The organism is Gammaproteobacteria bacterium, assembly GCA_011682695.1.
GTDB lineage: Bacteria > Actinomycetota > Acidimicrobiia > Spongiisociales > UBA4744 > BMS3Bbin01.
In genome coordinates this window covers 1-16,309 of sequence record JAACED010000057.1, presented here as the reverse complement: position 1 = coordinate 16,309, position 16,309 = coordinate 1, and the positions used below count along the sequence as shown (strand labels likewise).

Here is a 16,309-nt window from a genome sequence, read left to right as displayed (position 1 = left end):
TCCTCGGGGTGCACCGGTACGCGGTTGATCTCACGCCCTGTGGCTGCGCGAATGGCTGCAACGACCGCCGGCGTCGACGAGATGGCCGGCAGCTCCGCGAAACCCTTCGCTCCGAACGGCCCCCACGTACTCGGCTGTTCCACGACGACGACCTCCATCGGGGGCACGTCCTCGATGGTAGGAAGCAGATAGTCGGTGAAAGTCGGGTTCTTGACCACACCTTTGTCGAGAATTACCTCTTCGAGCAGCGCCATGCCGAACCCCTGCGCGGTGCCCCCTTCGATCTGGCCGATCACCTGCACGGGGTTGAGAGCCCGGCCCACATCCTGAGCCGTGTCGATCCGAACCACACGCACGAGCCCGAGTTCGGTATCTACATCGACGATCGCCCGATGGGCCGCAACGCAGAAATCGACGTGTATGTTTCCCTGGCCGTTCTCATCAGGCTCATCGGTGTCCGGATGACGGAATCGCGCCTCACCTATGATCGGTCCGCTCTCACACAACTCTGCCCAGGTGGCCACCAGGCGCCCGTCGCGCCAAACACCCTCATCGTCGAGGTCGTCGCCACGCACCCGCTCCAGGGCAGCGGACCGGGCTTTCAGCGCTGCTTGTTGCACCGCACCGCCGGCCATTTGTGTCTGCCTCGACGCGGAGGTCGAACCTGCCGACCCGATGTGGGCGGTGTCGTCCCACACGACCTCGACCTGCTCCATGGTGAGCACGCTGCGAGCAATCTGCATCAGAACCGTGACCATGCCCTGTCCGACCTCGGACGCTGCCGTATGCACCCTCGCACCCTCGGCCGTGAGCTCGACGCGCGCATCCGCGTAGTCGTCGAAACCCTCCGAAAACGCCAGGTTCTTGATCCCAATCGCGTAGCCGACCCCCCGGACGAGCGCCGAGGGCGGGGAGGTGAGACCACTTCTGCCGGGCAAGCGGGTCGAGTCGTCGTCAGGCAGTGGAATCGCCATGACCGAACGGAGCACCTCCGCCGTTGGAAGTGGTTCGGTGATCTCCTGGCCCGTCGTCGCGAGGTGGTCCCCGGGCTTCAATGCGTTCTGAAGGCGAAGATCGAGCGGATCCATGCTCAAAGCGGCTGCGAGACGATCCATCTGTGCCTCGTGGGCAAAGCAGACCTGGTTGGCACCAAACCCTCTCATCGCCCCCGAAGGAGGATTGTTCGTGCGCACCGCATAGGCTTCGACGAACGTGTTGGGGCATCGGTACGGACCAACGGTGAAGTACACAGCGTTTGCCAGCACGGCGTTGGTGGTATTGGCGTATGCGCCGCCGTCCAGAATCAGCTTCGCATCTACGCGCACCAGATTGCCGTCCTCATCGGACTCGTGCCGATACCACATATGCGCGCTGTGTCGCTTGACGTGACCGGCGAAGCTCTCGAACCGGCTGTACACCATCTTCACCGGACGCCCGGTTCGTAGGGCGAGCATGCACAGATGTGTGTGCAGACTCAGGTCTTCGCGCGACCCGAAAGCACCTCCCAGCCCGGTCGGATGCACCCGAACCTGTTCAGGTTCGAGGGCGAGACAGCGTACGAGTTGCTCATGGTCGACGTGGATCCACTGTGACGGCGGATAGAGGTCGACGCCTCCCGAACCGTCCGGGATGGCCACACCGGCTTCAGTCCCCAGTGGTGCCTGATCGACATTCGGTGTCTCGTAGTAGCCCTCCACGACAACTGTTCCGTGAGCGTCCGCGTCGCCTCGGCGAACCGTCATGTGGCGATACACCTCTCCCCGGTCCAGGGCTTCTTCGAGACTGGTGAGCGGTTCGAGCGGCTCGACGTCGACGATGACTATGTCGGCGGCCGCCCGGGCAGTTTCTCGACTCTCCGCCGCCACCAGAACTATCGGCTCTCCCCAGTACCGAACCTCTCGCTCTGCCAGAACGGGCTGATCCGGAATGATCTGACCCTGGTATTTGAACCCCGGCACGTCATCCTGTGTCAAGACCGCCTGCACTCCGGGCATCGCCAGAGCCGGCGTGATGTCGATGCGCGTGATCCGACCGTGTGGGACATAGACCCTCCTGGTGGCCCCCCACAGCATGCCTTCGGCATGAAGATCACCCACGTAGGCGAACCTGCCGGTCACCTTCGGTACTCCATCGGGACGCCGAACGGACTCACCGACCCCACCACGAACACGACGACCGGCAACCCTCATAGCCCCTCCATGATCGCCCTGATGATGGCGCCGTAGCCGGTGCAACGGCATATGTTGCCTGCAAGGGCCTCCCTGACCTCTCCCTCGGCCGGATCAGGGTTGTGCTCCAACAGATGGGTTGCGGACACGACGATCCCGGGAGTGCAGTAGCCGCACTGCACCGCGCCTGTATCCAGCAGAGCTTCCTGGACGGGATGCAGGCCCTCGGCAGGAGTAATGCCCTCCACCGTCACGACATGAGCACCCTCCGCATCTGCGGCCATGACCAGGCATGAGCACACCGGGACTCCGTCCATCAGTACCGTGCAGGCGCCACACTCCCCCTGCTCGCACGCATCCTTCGCTCCATAGAGACCAAGATCGTCTCGTAGGACGCGCAGCAGGCTCTCCGCCCCCTCGACCGGAACCTCAACCGTCCTGTCGTTCACCGTGAACTTCACAGCAGTCGCTCCAGGATCGGATCCTGCGGGCAACGACCCCCACCGCATGGCGCCGGTACCGTTCCGTCGATCGGTGGTCGGTAATGGGGCAGGCCTCTTCTGAGACGAGCCGCTGAAACTCGGTGAGTGCCGCTGCACTCGGATTCGGCTCGGCCGAGATCATCTCTTCAGCCCTGCGCGCTCGTATCACCGTCGGTGCGACCGCGCCGAGCGCAACCCTTGTGCGTCCGTCGGCGTACCGCAGAACGCATGCCGACACGATCGCGATCACCATTGCCGAACGAGGCCCGACCTTCGAGAACCCTTGGCGAGCCGGAGCCTTGTCTGGAAGTCTGACTCCTTCGATGATTTCGCCCGGCTCCAGGGCAGTCTTCTTGACGCCGACGAAGAACTTGTCCCACGGGATCTCCCGACGCCCGAGGTGCTTCGATCGGGTGACGATCAGAGCGTCGGCTGCAGCCAGGAAGGGAAGCGTGTCGCCGGCAGGACTTGCCGTGGCGATGTTCCCGCCGATCGTTCCCGCGTTGCGAATCTGAGGCGATCCAACCGTGTGCGCCGCCTCGCTCAACGCCGGCCACGGACTCTGTTCGAGCCTGGCATGCGTGACCCCGGCGCCGATCCAGGTCTCCGTCATCGTTCTGAGTTCCTCCACACGGCGCAGAGCCACGATTTCTCGAGGGTGCCGCAGCCCAAAGTTGATCTCGACCATCAGATCCGTGCCGCCTGCAAGACACCTAGCGTCGGGTCGCTCCGCGAGGACGTCGACCACCTCTTCGACCGTGGTGGGATGGGAGATCTGCACTGCATCAGTCAAACTAGCCGACTCGCGAATCATGCGTGACTGGACACCGGCACCCGCTGATCGACCAGGGCCGCCTGCTTCCGGATGCCCGGGTAGGGTCCAGAGCATGGACATCGAGGCCACACTCGACAGATGCGAACGGGCACTGGCCGAAGGCCACCCGGTGGACCTGTCGGCTCTCGGATTCTGGAGGGCGGTCGCGGCCGTGAAGTGGGACGCCGACCTCGTTACCCCATACGCCGACCGTATCGCCGCCATTGATGAGACCGCATTCCTGCGCTGGGCACTGTTGACGGTGCCAACCTGGGTGGGCACCGTCATCATGTCGATCGCGACCCTGGTGGGACTGGGAGTTGTCTTGGCCGCCTACTTCGTCCCCAGCCCTTGGAACGGGATTGCGGTCGTCGTTGGGACGGGCATCCTCGTTGTGAGCACACACGGCCTCGGCCACCTCGCCGTCGGACGACTCCTCGGGATCCGATTCACGCACTGGTTTATCGCTATGGCGTCCAAACCTCAACCTGGGGTCAAGATCGACTACACGACCTACCTCCGCACACCGCCGAAGGCCCGGGCATGGATGCATGCTTCGGGAGCACTCGTCACGAAGGCCATTCCGTTCCTCAGCCTCGGTGTGGCATGGGGATCTCACTCCCCTGCGTGGACCTGGTGGATTCTGCTCCTCCTCGGTCTCTTCCAGATCGCCACCGACGCTCTGTTCTCCGTCAACTCCTCCGACTGGAAGAAGTTCCGCAGAGAGATGCGGTACGCGCGCTCCTGATCGCCGTCCTGGCCGCGGGCCGGGCCTCTTGTCGAGAATCTGTTTGACGAGGGAAGCTGAAACTACCGGTTGGACGTGCCCCGATGCCACATGACCAGTCTGCCCGATCTCCTCGGCGACACCGGATACAAGCGCCGCTTCACGCTCGCAGTACCGCTGCCCCGTGGACGCTCCCCCGCTTCAGGTCGAGCAGCGCCGTATTGGCATCGGCAAGCGCATACTCCTGTGTGACCGTCCGGATCGGGATCTCTGCGGCAAGACGCAGGAACTCTTCGGCGTCGGCTTTCGTGAAATTGGCAACACTGCGGATCTGGCGTTCCAACCAAAGGTCCTCATAACGAAACTCCGGGATGTGATCCAGATGGATGGCGTTGATCGCCACCACCCCGCCCCGATCGAGTGACTTCAGTGCTTCGATGACGACCCATCCGACGGGAGCGAACGTGATGGCGGCGTCCAGGGGAACCGGCGGGCGGTCTTCGTAGCCGCCGGCCCACGCCGCTCCCATCTCGAGGGCTCGCTTCCGCTCCGTCTCCGATCGCGTCGCGACATACACCTCACAGTCCCAGTGGCGAGCCACCTGAAGTGCGAGAAGCGCCGACGCTCCGAATCCGTACAGTCCAAGCCGGCCACCCGCGCGTATCTCCGACACCTTCAGTGCCCGGAAGCCGATCACTCCTCCACACAGCAAGGGGGCGACGTCCAAATCTCGCTCATCGGCGGGCAGCCGGAACGCGTACTCGGAGTTCACCGTTACTTGTTCGGCGTAACCACCATCGCGATCCCACCCTGTGAACACGGCTTCTTCGCAGAGGTTCTCACGTCCTGTGCGGCAGAACCGACAATGCCCGCATGATCCTCCGAGCCAGCCAACACCGGCACGATCGCCGATATGCCACCCGGTGACGTCTGCACCGACTTCCGCCACCTCTCCGACGATCTGGTGCCCGGGGATGACGGGGTTTCGGTGTAGATCCAGATCCCCTTCGACCTCCTGGAGGTCGGTACGACAGACACCACACGCAGAGACGTCGAGCAGGATCTCACCTGCACCCGGCGCCGGGTCGGGGACCTCTTCCAGCACCAGGGGTGCCTCGGTGATCGTCGCAGGACTGTGCAGAACCTGTGCGCGCATCCCATCCACCTCCTCACGAGAAGGCTACCTACGACCGCCCTCGATCTCGACACCGACCCCCCATACGGCGGGCCCCGACCTCAGATGCCGAGTTTCGCCGGCAACCCGCTCTTCTCGTTGAACGCCTCGATGCGACGATCCATCTCCTCGACCTCGCTTTGAATCGACGTCCAGTAGTCATCGTCGTACCACTGTGCCTGAATCTCCTCATAGGTCTTGCCCTGCTGTTCGACCCACGTGTAGTACTTGAGATTGTGGATTCGCTTGCGTCCCCGGTAGTCGAGTTCGACCATCGCGTCGGTCGTGGTCCCCATGAGGTACCGCTCGTAGGCGATCAGGGCATCCTCTCGTGTGAACGCTCCTCGCTGCTCATTCAGTTCTTCGAGCCGCGACTCGTACATCTCCACCGAGTCGGTGGCAACGGTGATCACGACATCGCTGCGGTTCATCTCGTTCCACTTCGCGAACTTGATCGAAGAAAGCATGTTGGCGATGCTGGAGATGCCGAGAAGAGGCAGTTTCTCCACGAACTCCGCCGCCACGCCACGTTCGATGAGGTACTCCTGACCGACAGGTTCGTTGAACAGTCGCAGGAGCTGCATCGTCGCTTCGTCGTCGATGGCGGTGACGAAGTCCGTGTTCTTCACGTTGTGAATCCACGGCACGTGCTTGTCACCGATGCCCTCGATGCGATGGGACCCGAACCCGTTTTCAAGCAACGTGGGACATTGCAGCGCCTCACTGGCAACGATCTTTGAGGTGGGATACTGCTGCTTGAGGTAGTCACCCGACCCGATCGTTCCCGCGGATCCCGTGGTGAGAGCGACCCCTCGATAGCGGTCATCCGCGCCCATGACTTGCGCGAGGACTTCGGCCATGGCGGGACCTGTGATCGTGTAGTGCCAGAGATAGTTTCCGAACTCATCGAACTGGTTGAAGATCACGACGTCTTCGCCCGACGCTCTGAGTTCCCAGGTCTTGTCGAAGATCTCCTTCACGTTGCTCTCGGTGCCCGGAGTGGCGATGACCTCACCGGCGACCTTCGCCAGCCACTCGAACCGCTCCTTGCTCATCCCCTCCGGCAAGATCGCGACCGAGTCGCACGCGAGAAGATGCGAGTCATAGGCTCCTCCTCTGCAGTAGTTGCCGGTTGAAGGCCACACGGCCTTCTGGGTCGTCGGATCGAACTGTCCGGTGACCAGTCGCGGCACCAGACAGCCGAACGCCGCACCGACCTTGTGGGCACCTGTCGGGAACCACTTCCCTACCAGCGACACGATGCGCGCCTCGATGCCGGTCAGTTCCTTCGGATACTCGATGAAGTTCACTCCCCCGAAGCCACCGCCGCTGGAGACCGGCTCGTTCTTCCAGGTGATCCTGAACAGGTTGATCGGGTCGAGGTCCCAGAGACCCACACCCCGCAACTTCTCCTTGATGGCGGCCGGGATGAGACGCGGATCACGCTGCTGAGCGAACGTGGGGATGATGATGTTGCGCTCTCTGGCGCGTTGCAGCGCCCGCTCCAGCGGGCCTTCGTGGATGGTGAGGTCGATCATGGGTATCTCCAGTCTGGGAGGGAAGGTACTTCGTACACGGGAGGAAGATGCGGCTCGTGCGAAATCACGGCGCCTCCATCACCGCCCGTACAGCTTCCAGGGTGGGAGGGATCTCGTACGGAACACTTCCTGCCATGCCGGCAGCTCGAACTGCCGACGCTATATCTTTCAGGCCGCTGCCGGTGTTGAGGACAACGGCCTTGTCGGCGGCGGTCAGCAACCCGAGCTCCCTCGCTTTCAGGAGGCCGGCGTACGCTGCCGCGCCGGCCGGTTCCCCAAACACACCGCTGGCTCTCGCCATCGCGGTGATCGCCGCCAGGATCTCGCTGTCATCGACGGTCACGTACGCGCCGTCGGTCTCGACGACCGCAGCCATCGCCTTGATCCGGTCTCTTGGCAACCCTGCCGAGATCGAATCCGCGACGGTCCGGGCTTCGATAGGAGGCTTGGTCAGTACGTCCTCGCCCGTCGCCCAAGCCTCTGCCAGGTAGTTGCTTCCGCCGGCTTGGACACCGATGAGCCGGGGAATCCGATCGATCCAGCCCAGGGCAAGCAGGTCCTTGAAGCCCTTGTGCAGACCCCCGATGATGCAGCCGTCCCCGACACTCACGAGCACGGCATCCGGCGATTCCCACCCAAGCTGTTCCGCGATCTCGTACGCGGCCGTCTTCTTGCCTTCGCTCATGTACGGGTTGTAGGCCGTGTTCCGGTTGTACCAGCCGTACGCTTCCGCGACGCGAAGACAGAGTTCGAAGGCGTCGTCGTATGTCCCCTGCACCGCGAATACCGTCGAGCCGAAGGCGAGAAGTTGGGCGATCTTCGCCTCTGGAGCGGAACCGGGAACGAAGATCACGTTGTCTTGACCTACCGACGCGCAGAGGCCGCTGAGTGCCGCGGCAGCATTCCCCGTCGAAGCGGTCGTGATCACCGTTGCCCCTTTCTCACGGGCTTTGACGATGGCGATTGCGCTCGCACGATCCTTGAACGAAGCGGTCGGTTCCCTCCCGCCATCTTTGATCCAGAGCCTGGCCAGTCCCAGCCTCTCGGCCTGCTCGGATATCTCGTAGAGAGGAGTCCACCCAACGGCGAGGGGCGGGGCTGCAGCGTCCGCCCCGATCGGAAGCAGCGGTCGATACCTCCACATGGACCAGTCTGCTCCAAGGCCCTCCCGCTGGACTCGAGAGCCGATCAGGTCGTAGTCATACAGGACATCCAGGATGCCGTCGTCGCCATGCTCCGGACAGACATACTCGGTTTCGTCGGGCGTGTAGACCTTTCCACAGATGACGCAGCGCAAACCCGTGACATGATCTGGTGTCATCGCACGATCCGGGTTCCGGTCTCACCCGCAACACCTCGCTCGATGTTCTCCGGGTTCGTGATAAGGACTTCTCGGTCACCGCCCTCAAGAAACGTGATCGCTGCCTCGATCTTCGGCGCCATACTCCCTTTCGCGAAATGGATACCTTCGGCAAGGTGCCGTTTCGCCTCCTCGAGAGTCATCCGATCGACCCAGCGTTGCTCCGGTGTACCCCAGCCCAACGCCACCTTCTCGACCGCGGTGCTGATCAGCAGCAGGTCCGCATCGATTTCGTTTGCGAGCAGAGCGGAGGCACGGTCCTTGTCGATCACCGCCGGGACACCCCTGAGGGCACCGGTCTCGTCGGCAACGACAGGAATGCCTCCTCCCCCGACACAGATGACCACGACTCCTGCTCCGAGCAAGTACCGAATGGCCTCGATCTCGACAATCCTCTTCGGCATGGGTGATGCCACGACCCTGCGCCAGCCCCGGCCTGCGTCCTCCACGACCTCCCAGCCGTCGACCTCACGCCGGCGGGCGGCTGCCTCGGCATCCATGAACGTACCGATCGGCTTTGCCGGGTTTTCGAACGCCGGATCGGCGGCGTCCACCTCGACCTGGGTCACGATCGTTGCCACGGTCTTGTCGATACCGAGCTGGAGGAAGTCGTTGTACAGGTTCTGTTGGAGCGCGTAGCCGATCGCGCCCTGCGTATCGGCGCCGCAGGCGTCAAGCGGAACCTCGTGCAATTCGTGCTTTGCGAGTTCGGAACGTCTCAGGATGAAACCCACCTGAGGTCCGTTCCCGTGAGTGATCGCGACATCCCAGCCCGTGCGAATCAACTCGGCGATGTGCTGATCTGTCTCTCCGGCCGCAATGTACTGATCTTCCACCGAACGGTGCTCGGCGTCCCTGATCAGCGAGTTGCCCCCAATGGCCACCACAACGAGCGAACGTCTGGTGTTGCTCAACGAATCTCTCCTTCTCGGTATCTCGCACCGGCTGGTTGGCACCCGGTGCTACATCGTCAGCGCCATCACTGCTTTCTGTGCGTGGAGCCGGTTCTCCGCCTGATCGAACACGACGCTGTGCGGCCCGTCGAGAACCCCGTCGGTCACCTCGACGTTGCGATCGGCCGGGAGCGGATGCATGTAGATCGCGTCCTCCTTCGCGAGAGCCATTCGACGCTCGTCGGTGATCCAGTCCGTGTACTTGGACCCGATCGCCGCCGACTCCTCGTCGTCCGTGGTGGTGAGCATCGCTCCCCAGCTCTTCGCGTATACGACATCGGCATCTCGGAAGCCGTCCTCGAAATCTTCGAGAATCTCGAACGACCCCTTGGACCGTCGAGCGTTCTCTTCGGCCTGGGCGACGATCTCGGGCATCAGCTTGAACTCGGGCGGGCGGGTCAGGCGCACGTTCATGCCGAACCTGGTCGCGAGCAAAATGAGACTCTGCGGCACGCTGAGCGGCTTCTGATAGCTCGAAGCATACGCATAACTGACGTTGAGCGTGCGTCCGCGCGGATCGCCCTTCTTCTCGATGATGGTCATCACATCGGCGAGGATCTGGTGAGGGTGATACATCTCACACTGCATGTTCAGCACGGGAACGCGGCTGGCTTCCGCCACGGCTCGCTGATAGCTGTTTCCGACTCCCCAGTCGACCTGCCGGATCGCGATTCCTGCGCTGTAGCGGCCGAGGATCTCGCCGATCTCGGTCGCCGTGTCACCATGGCTGATCTGTGTCGTTCGTGACTCCATGAACATCGCATGTCCACCGAGTTGTGCCATCCCTGCCTCGAAGCTTGCCCTCGTTCGGGTACTCGAGAAGAAGAACAGCATGGCCAGCACCTTGTCACGAAGGTAGGCGTGCGGTTCGCCGAGTGCCTGCTTGCGCTTCAGATCGAACGCAAGATCCAGAATGGTGTCGATCTCGTCCTTGGTCCATTCCTGGGTCGTGATCATGTCACGACCCCTCAGTCCAGTCTGCATCTCGTCCTCCTGCGTTGAGCCGTATCGGATGTTTCGTACTTCGTACCAAGTACGAAGTACCAGGTACTTCCCTATTCCGTTGCGCCCAGCACGAGTGCCAGCAGCGCCATCCGCATGACGACGCCGTTGTATGCCTCCTGCCAGTAGCGGGCGTGCTTGGTTGCGTCCACGTCGGCAGGCAGTTCGTCCATACGCGGCAGCGAGTGCAGGATGATCGCATCCGACTTGGCCTTGTCCGCCAGCAGCGCACGGGTCACCTTGTAGTTGTCCGGCGTGAAGCCTGCCTCACCGGCACGCTCATCCCGGCCCTTGGTGTAGTCGGCCTGGACCACCGGCTCCATGTAGATCACGTCCGCTTCGCCGATGACGTCGGCGACGTGCTCGGCTGTTCTGACGAAGAGATTCTGTTCGGCGAGTTCGGCTTTGAAGTCGTCGGTGAGCGACATCTCAGGCGGCGCAACCGAGATCATCTGGGCATCGAATTGTGTGAGGGCGTAGCCGAGCGAATGCATCGTACGCATCCGCATATCTCCGATCGCTACGAAGGTCAACCCGTCGATCGTGCCTTTCTCGGTGAGCACCGTGTACAGGTCGGTCAGCACCTGTGTCGGGTGTTCGCCCCAACCATCCCCGGCGTTGATAACCGGCACGCTGGACCATTTGGCCGCTTCTTGTGGAGCTCCTTGCTGGAAGTGACGCATCACGATCACGTCGCCGTAGTACTCCAGCATGTGGACCGTGTCCTTGATCGACTCCTGGTAGAAGTCACCCGCGCGGGTCATCTTCGCGTCGGCAAAGCCCATCACATGACCGCCGAGACGATGCATCGCTGCTTCGTGAGCCATCCTCGTTCGAGTCGACGGCTGATAGAAGGCGGTGAGGAGGGTCTTGTCCGCCAGCAGGTCGGTGTTTCGACGCTCTCGGGCAATCGGCTCCAGCTCGGTGGCGGTCTGGAACACATGCTCGAATTCGGCCCGTTCGAATCCTTTGAGGGACAGGATATCCCGACCGGCGAAGCTTCTCATGACTCACTCCTTCATCTCGAGGCCGCGTCTCGACCGAGACGCGGGTGCGGATCGCCCCAAGCCTATCGCTTTTCGCGTGACGTCTGATCGCGCGCCATCGTTTTCCGGCGAGACCCTCGCTACGCTCGCCGATTTGGCCTCTCGACCAAGTCTTCGAAGCGACCTGTGTGCTCTCGAAATGACTTCCGGCAGGACGGGGCCCCGTCGTTCGACAGGTGGGGGCGCAGCGAACGGGAAGACGCCGTCATCACAGAAAGCAGCCTCGAGTCTCGAACTTCGCTCTCGGGTCAGGAGGCGAACTGAGGCGGTGGGATGCGCCCTCTGTCATCGCCTTCGGTTCGAAGCAGCTGTGGCATCGAACCCTGTAGCCCGCGCAAGATCGCATACATTGTGGCGGCTGCCTCGAATCGCAGGACGGAGCCTTCGGCAGCGGTCACGTCGAGAACCGCACACGTATCCGGATCGAGGCGAGCCGACCCTCCCGGCCACCGATACGTCAGGGAGCCGTTCAGGCCGATCTCGTGGGTCTCTCCCGAGAACCGCCCCTGCATCGACGGTGCTCCATCACTCTCGGACAGCAGGAATGCATTGTCGGTTTCGGCGAGGAAGTCGTCGCGGTGCAGGTAGAGGCGAGGCTTGTCACGGTACGGATCGCCTGCGGTCGGACAGAACGTGACGCAGTTGCCGCATTCATTGCAGAAATCCGTCAGCACCGCGATCTGATAATCCTGCTCCACACGAAACGGGGCGTGGCCGGTCACCTGAGCTGCTCCGTCGTTGATCGTAACGACCGGGAGGTCCACGGCCATCGGCTCCGAGGCATACGTCATGAGCGCCATGTTGGGACATACCCCAACGCAGATGCTGCAATACAAATCGCAGTCGAGACAACGAGCGGCCTCTGCTCGTGCCTCCTCGACCGTGTATGCGAAGGTGGAGACGGCGAAGTTCTTCCTGTCCGCGACCGGCACATGTGTGATCGGAACGCGATACTGCCGATGGGCTTTTCGCACCAGGATGTCCGCGACGTCGACGTCCGGTAACTCCCGGAGCACCGGCTCTGGTACACCGCCTTCTCGGGCGATGATTGCTGCCGCCACGGCCTTGCCGTCGGCAGCGGCCTTGACGATCGAGGCTGGACCGGACCCTGCAACATCGCCCGCGGCGAAGACTCCTTCGGCAGAAGTCTCCAACGTGAGCGGATCAACTTCGAGATACCCACGATCGGTAAGACGCGGCGCCTCCTCTCCAAAGAAGTCGATCAGCGCGTGCTGACTGATGGCCAAGATCACCATGTCGAACGGAAGCTCGAACTCGGAACCCTCGATCGGATGCGGGATCTTGCGTCCGGACCCGTCCCGATCCCCCCGGTATTCGTTACAGACACAGACCAATCCTGCGACAGCTCCGTCTTCGATGTGCAAGCCGACCGGACTTGCCAACTCCTCCACACCGATGCCCTCCTCGAGCAGCGCGTCGACTTCTTCTCGATCGGCCGGCATCTGGTCCATCGTCCGTCGGTAGACGACCGCGACCTCGTCGGCTCCCAGTCGCCAAGCCGTCCGCGCGCAGTCCATCGCCGTATCACCGGCCCCGATGACGGCCACACGTTTCCCGACCGGCATCGGGTGCCCCTCCCTTGCCTCTCTCAGGAAGTGCAGGGCGTCCACGACACCGGCGGCATCTTCACCTTCCAGACCGAGCCTCTTGCCGATCTGTGCCCCGACGCTCACGATGATGTAGGTGTATCCCTGTCCTCGCAGATCGGAGATCGTGAAGTCCTTGCCTGCGATCTGCCCATAGCGAACCTCGACACCGAGCTTGTCGAGCACCTCGATGTCGTGGTCGATTTCGTGCTTGGGCAACCGGTACTCGGGAATCGCTCCGGCCACCATGCCGCCCGGATACGGGTGTTGTTCGAATATCGTCACCGAGAATCCGCGCATCGCGAGACGTTCGGCAGCCGAGATCCCGGCCGGTCCTGCACCGATGATTGCCACACGTACACCGTTCGGCGGTGCCTGGGGAACCAGTTTCGGGTCAGTTTCCTGCTTCATGATGAAACGTTTGATGTCGCGAATCGCAAGGGGTTCGTCGTAGTGGGTTCTGACGCACGTGTGCTCACAGAGGTGATCGCACACCTGGCCGAGAATCGTCGGAATCGGATTGTCCTCGCGAGTCACCTCGACGGCTCGAGCCCAGTCCCCTTCCTGCACAGCGCGCATGTACTCGGGCACGCGCTGTCTCACCGGACATTCGTCCTCACACGGAGCTTCGATGCAGTCGAAGGAGCCCAACAGACGGGTCGTCTTGGACCTTTCACGAAAGAATGAACTCTTTTTGAGTTCCCATGCCTGTCGAACCTGATCCGCATAGGAGCGCAGGTTGACTCTTGCCAGCGCCTTCACGACCTCATCGCTGAACGCACCGGCCTCCGTCTCCGTCAGACCTCGCCGCATCCACCAATCCCGGATCGCCACAGGTGCACTTCCTTCGAACCCCGCGGAGAGAAAGTCGGCCAGCGCTTCACACTCGTCCCGGTCTGGGTTCAGGCCGGTATCCCCGAACGATGCCGTGCTCAAGATCGATGCGAAATCGCCGAACCCTGGCTCACGGATCGCAGAGCGGGCGATGAAATCGCCGAGGTCCATCGCTCCGACGACATCCATTGCTGCATTCGTCGTCTCGAAGTACTGCAGCATCCGCATGTACCCGCCGGATTTGAGCAGGTCAGAGCACACGGTGACGCTCTTCATCCCGGATCGCAGCAGCGCCGGAATATTGAATGCGTCGGCTCCGCCGGCGAACGAAATGAGGAGGCCGCCTTTGAACTCCTCGTTGAGTTCGTTGGCGACGTTCACCGTGATCGCATGCAATGCGCGCCCGGACATGTACATCGTCGCTTCCTCGAACACCTCTTTGAAGTTCAGGACTTCGAGGGTGTTGGAGAGCTTCACACCAAAGGTGACCCCCGCCGAACGTGCGACATGAAAGAGACGCCGAAACATCGGCACGGCGTCCTCGTAGCGCAGATCGTGTCCGAATGCCTCGTCCGGCACGGCAACCTCGACGTACCCCAGATCGTCGTGAAGGATCTCGCGAAGCCTTTCAGGGCCGAGAAGTGTCGGATTCGCCTTCACACTGGTGTGCAGGGACCGCTCCTTCATCAGGTACTTGCTGATCTTCTCGATCTCGTCCGGTGGGCAGCCATGCATGGTGGAAAGGGTGATCGTGTCTGAGAGCCGGGCCGGGATGTCGATGTCGCGCACCTCGCGATAGTCCTCTGCCACGATGTCGACGTAGTCGTCGAGATGGCCGGAGGCGTCGTTCATCTGGTCGAGATACCACTGCACGTTGGGCCGGCGGATGCCGGCGTAGTCGTACCCGACACTCATGTTGAAGATCATTCCGGGACCGTCCCCGGGGAATCCGAGCTTTCGATGAAGTGCATGGATCAGCACCCAGGCGCGCAGGTACTCGTCGAACGATTCGTGAATCTTCAGCTCCTGGGACCATTCGACGTTGTAGCCCTCGTCCTGACAGTCGATACACGGTTTGGGCACGTCCAACTCGTCGAGCGTCTGCACGGTCTTCAGCTCGATGAAACGTGCACCGTTCAACCAGGCGACGACGATGTTCTGCGCCATCTGCGTGTGCGGCCCCGCGGCTACGCCAAACGGATTGTCCATCGTGTAGCCGTACTTGCTCGTGCGAAAGCGATCCTCCGGGCTGGGAACGAAGAATGCAGAACGCGGAAAACCGAAGATGTTGTCGTCCTCCGCGAGTTCTGAGAAAACCCAGCGGCTGAGTTGCCGCATCGAGATCGGGTGGAATCGGTCAGACATCCTTGGGTCTCCTTGTTCTCGCCGGCCGTCGCTCACGGCCTCTCATAGCCGAGCGTGCAGTCGCATGGCCTGCTCACGCGCCTTCGACCGAATCTCCTCCCCATCGACCCGTGTCGGTTTCCCGTCCTCGAGGACGACATCTCCGGCGATCTCGACCTTCAGTGGACGCACGCCCGGTGTGAACGCGAGATGCCACGGGTCCATGGGATCGTACGACCAGGTCACCAGATCATCGAGTGCTTCCGGGGCAATACTCCAGCCTTCTTCGAGCCAGCCCCATGCCGTCTCCGGGCTCGCGGTCACATCCACGGACCGTTGCAGGACGTATGCGAGACGGAACGACTCGATCATGGCGGCGCCGATTCCGTCGGTTCCCAAGGCGACCGGCTCTGCGAACCGGGCAGGATTCGCGTATCCGACGGCATTGTTGAGATTCGAACGCGGGTTGTGCACGATCATTCCGGAGAGGCCATGATCGGTAGGCAGGTGCACCGCGTGGATGAGAAGCCAATCTTCCTGTGTCAACGCGCCGAGTCGCCGGGAAGCATCGACGTCGACCTCACCTTCCGCAACGTGGATATGCACGCCCACCCCGAGGTCTCGCGCCATCCCCGCCGCGGATTCGAGGCTCTCATCCGTACAGGTGAACGCTGCGTGGACGCCGACCAATCCCACGCCGCCGGCCTTGATGAAGCGTTCGTTCTCGGCGAGACCTCTCTCCGCCGCTTCGTGTCCGTGCCGATCCGTGATGCCGTATGCACACACCACTCGAACACCAACTTCCGCACAGGCATCCGCGATGACCGAGAGGCTGCCCTCGATGGCATTCGGCGACTCGTTATGGTCCACGATCACCGTGGTGCCCTGCTCCAAAGCCTCCAGTGCACCCAGCTTCGCCGACCACTCCAACATGTCGAGATCGAGCGCGACGTCAAGGCGCCACCACACCTGTTCGAGAATCTCCAGGAAACTGGTCGGAGTCTTCAGCGGAGCGGGCATGCCCCGCGCGAGCACCGAATAGAGGTGGTGGTGTGCGCAAACCATTCCTGGAGTTGTGGCCGGCATGAGACCTCCCGTTCGTCAACTTCAACCTAGTCATTATGGGGTGGTCGGCCCCGTCCGCATACTGTCGTGGATTGTCTGCGGGAGGTGCCCGCAGGCCGAGCCGCATACGGAGGAGGCCGACCATGAGTGACGTTACGCATCTGGGTCTTGATGTTCATAAGGAGACTACGGCGG

The 16,309-nt window shown here is 62.2% G+C and carries 12 protein-coding genes; 1 reads left to right on the top strand and 11 read right to left on the bottom strand.

The annotated features are described in order from the left end of the window. The 3 genes from GWP04_10260 to GWP04_10250 form a co-directional block, all read right to left on the bottom strand. Positions 1-2,189 (bottom strand): molybdopterin-dependent oxidoreductase (locus GWP04_10260; GenBank protein NIA25934.1); only part of this gene is annotated, 2,189 nt, incomplete at its 3' end. Beyond that, on the bottom strand, positions 2,186-2,677 hold the full coding sequence (locus GWP04_10255) for a 2Fe-2S iron-sulfur cluster binding domain-containing protein (protein ID NIA25933.1): 492 nt from the start codon (positions 2,675-2,677) through the stop codon (positions 2,186-2,188). The genes GWP04_10255 and GWP04_10260, both read right to left, overlap by 4 nt. After that, positions 2,598-3,464 carry a xanthine dehydrogenase family protein subunit M gene (locus GWP04_10250; GenBank protein NIA25932.1) on the bottom strand — a complete coding sequence of 289 codons (867 nt, stop codon included), beginning with the start codon at positions 3,462-3,464 and terminating at the stop codon, positions 2,598-2,600. Before GWP04_10250 ends, GWP04_10255 begins: the two co-directional genes overlap by 80 nt. Positions 3,465-3,537: 73 nt before the next feature. On the opposite strand from GWP04_10250, the gene GWP04_10245 reads away from it, so the two are divergent. Continuing rightward, positions 3,538-4,212 carry a hypothetical protein gene (locus tag GWP04_10245; GenBank protein ID NIA25931.1) on the top strand — a complete coding sequence of 225 codons (675 nt, stop codon included), beginning with the start codon at positions 3,538-3,540 and terminating at the stop codon, positions 4,210-4,212. A 139-nt stretch (positions 4,213-4,351) separates the two neighbouring features. On the opposite strand, the gene GWP04_10240 is transcribed toward GWP04_10245, so the two are convergent. The 8 genes from GWP04_10240 to GWP04_10205 all read right to left on the bottom strand — a co-directional run bounded on the left by GWP04_10240 (position 4,352) and on the right by GWP04_10205 (position 16,135). Continuing rightward, complete coding sequence (locus GWP04_10240) at positions 4,352-5,347, bottom strand: zinc-binding alcohol dehydrogenase family protein (protein ID NIA25930.1); 996 nt, start codon at positions 5,345-5,347, stop codon at positions 4,352-4,354. 80 nt (positions 5,348-5,427) lie between these two features. Beyond that, complete coding sequence (locus GWP04_10235) at positions 5,428-6,903, bottom strand: pyridoxal-phosphate dependent enzyme (GenBank protein NIA25929.1); 1,476 nt, start codon at positions 6,901-6,903, stop codon at positions 5,428-5,430. 64 nt (positions 6,904-6,967) lie between these two features. Next, entirely contained in the window at positions 6,968-8,224 is a 1,257-nt protein-coding gene (thrC, locus tag GWP04_10230; protein ID NIA25928.1) for a threonine synthase, read from the bottom strand. Further along, positions 8,221-9,177, bottom strand: coding sequence for a carbamate kinase (arcC, locus tag GWP04_10225; protein NIA25927.1), 957 nt, complete (start codon positions 9,175-9,177; stop codon positions 8,221-8,223). The genes thrC and arcC overlap by 4 nt, the downstream gene beginning before the upstream one ends. Before the next feature lie 48 nt (positions 9,178-9,225). Continuing rightward, complete coding sequence (locus tag GWP04_10220) at positions 9,226-10,200, bottom strand: ornithine carbamoyltransferase (protein NIA25926.1); 975 nt, start codon at positions 10,198-10,200, stop codon at positions 9,226-9,228. 71 nt (positions 10,201-10,271) lie between these two features. Further along, the gene (pyrB, locus tag GWP04_10215; GenBank protein NIA25925.1) at positions 10,272-11,225 is read right to left on the bottom strand and encodes an aspartate carbamoyltransferase; all 954 of its coding nucleotides are present in this window, start codon (positions 11,223-11,225) and stop codon (positions 10,272-10,274) included. Between the two features lie 287 nt (positions 11,226-11,512). Next, positions 11,513-15,070: an FAD-dependent oxidoreductase gene (locus tag GWP04_10210; GenBank protein ID NIA25924.1), complete on the bottom strand. Its 3,558-nt coding sequence runs from the start codon at positions 15,068-15,070 to the stop codon at positions 11,513-11,515. A gap of 42 nt (positions 15,071-15,112) precedes the next feature. Then, positions 15,113-16,135 (bottom strand): amidohydrolase family protein, encoded by a 1,023-nt coding sequence (locus GWP04_10205; GenBank protein NIA25923.1) that lies wholly within the window; start codon positions 16,133-16,135, stop codon positions 15,113-15,115. Between the last annotated feature and the right edge of the window lie 174 nt (positions 16,136-16,309).

Excerpts from the sequence above, each read along its gene's own strand:
- GWP04_10255 (NIA25933.1), bottom strand. The coding sequence starts at position 2,677 with ATGCGGTGGGGGTCGTTGCCCGCAGGATCCGATCCTGGAGCGACTGCT.
- GWP04_10250 (NIA25932.1), bottom strand. The coding sequence starts at position 3,464 with ATGATTCGCGAGTCGGCTAGTTTGACTGATGCAGTGCAGATCTCCCAT.
- GWP04_10245 (NIA25931.1), top strand. The coding sequence starts at position 3,538 with ATGGACATCGAGGCCACACTCGACAGATGCGAACGGGCACTGGCCGAA.
- GWP04_10240 (NIA25930.1), bottom strand. The coding sequence starts at position 5,347 with ATGCGCGCACAGGTTCTGCACAGTCCTGCGACGATCACCGAGGCACCC.
- GWP04_10235 (NIA25929.1), bottom strand. The coding sequence starts at position 6,903 with ATGATCGACCTCACCATCCACGAAGGCCCGCTGGAGCGGGCGCTGCAA.
- thrC (NIA25928.1), bottom strand. The coding sequence starts at position 8,224 with ATGACACCAGATCATGTCACGGGTTTGCGCTGCGTCATCTGTGGAAAG.
- GWP04_10220 (NIA25926.1), bottom strand. The coding sequence starts at position 10,200 with ATGCAGACTGGACTGAGGGGTCGTGACATGATCACGACCCAGGAATGG.
- pyrB (NIA25925.1), bottom strand. The coding sequence starts at position 11,225 with ATGAGAAGCTTCGCCGGTCGGGATATCCTGTCCCTCAAAGGATTCGAA.
- GWP04_10210 (NIA25924.1), bottom strand. The coding sequence starts at position 15,070 with ATGTCTGACCGATTCCACCCGATCTCGATGCGGCAACTCAGCCGCTGG.
- GWP04_10205 (NIA25923.1), bottom strand. The coding sequence starts at position 16,135 with ATGCCGGCCACAACTCCAGGAATGGTTTGCGCACACCACCACCTCTAT.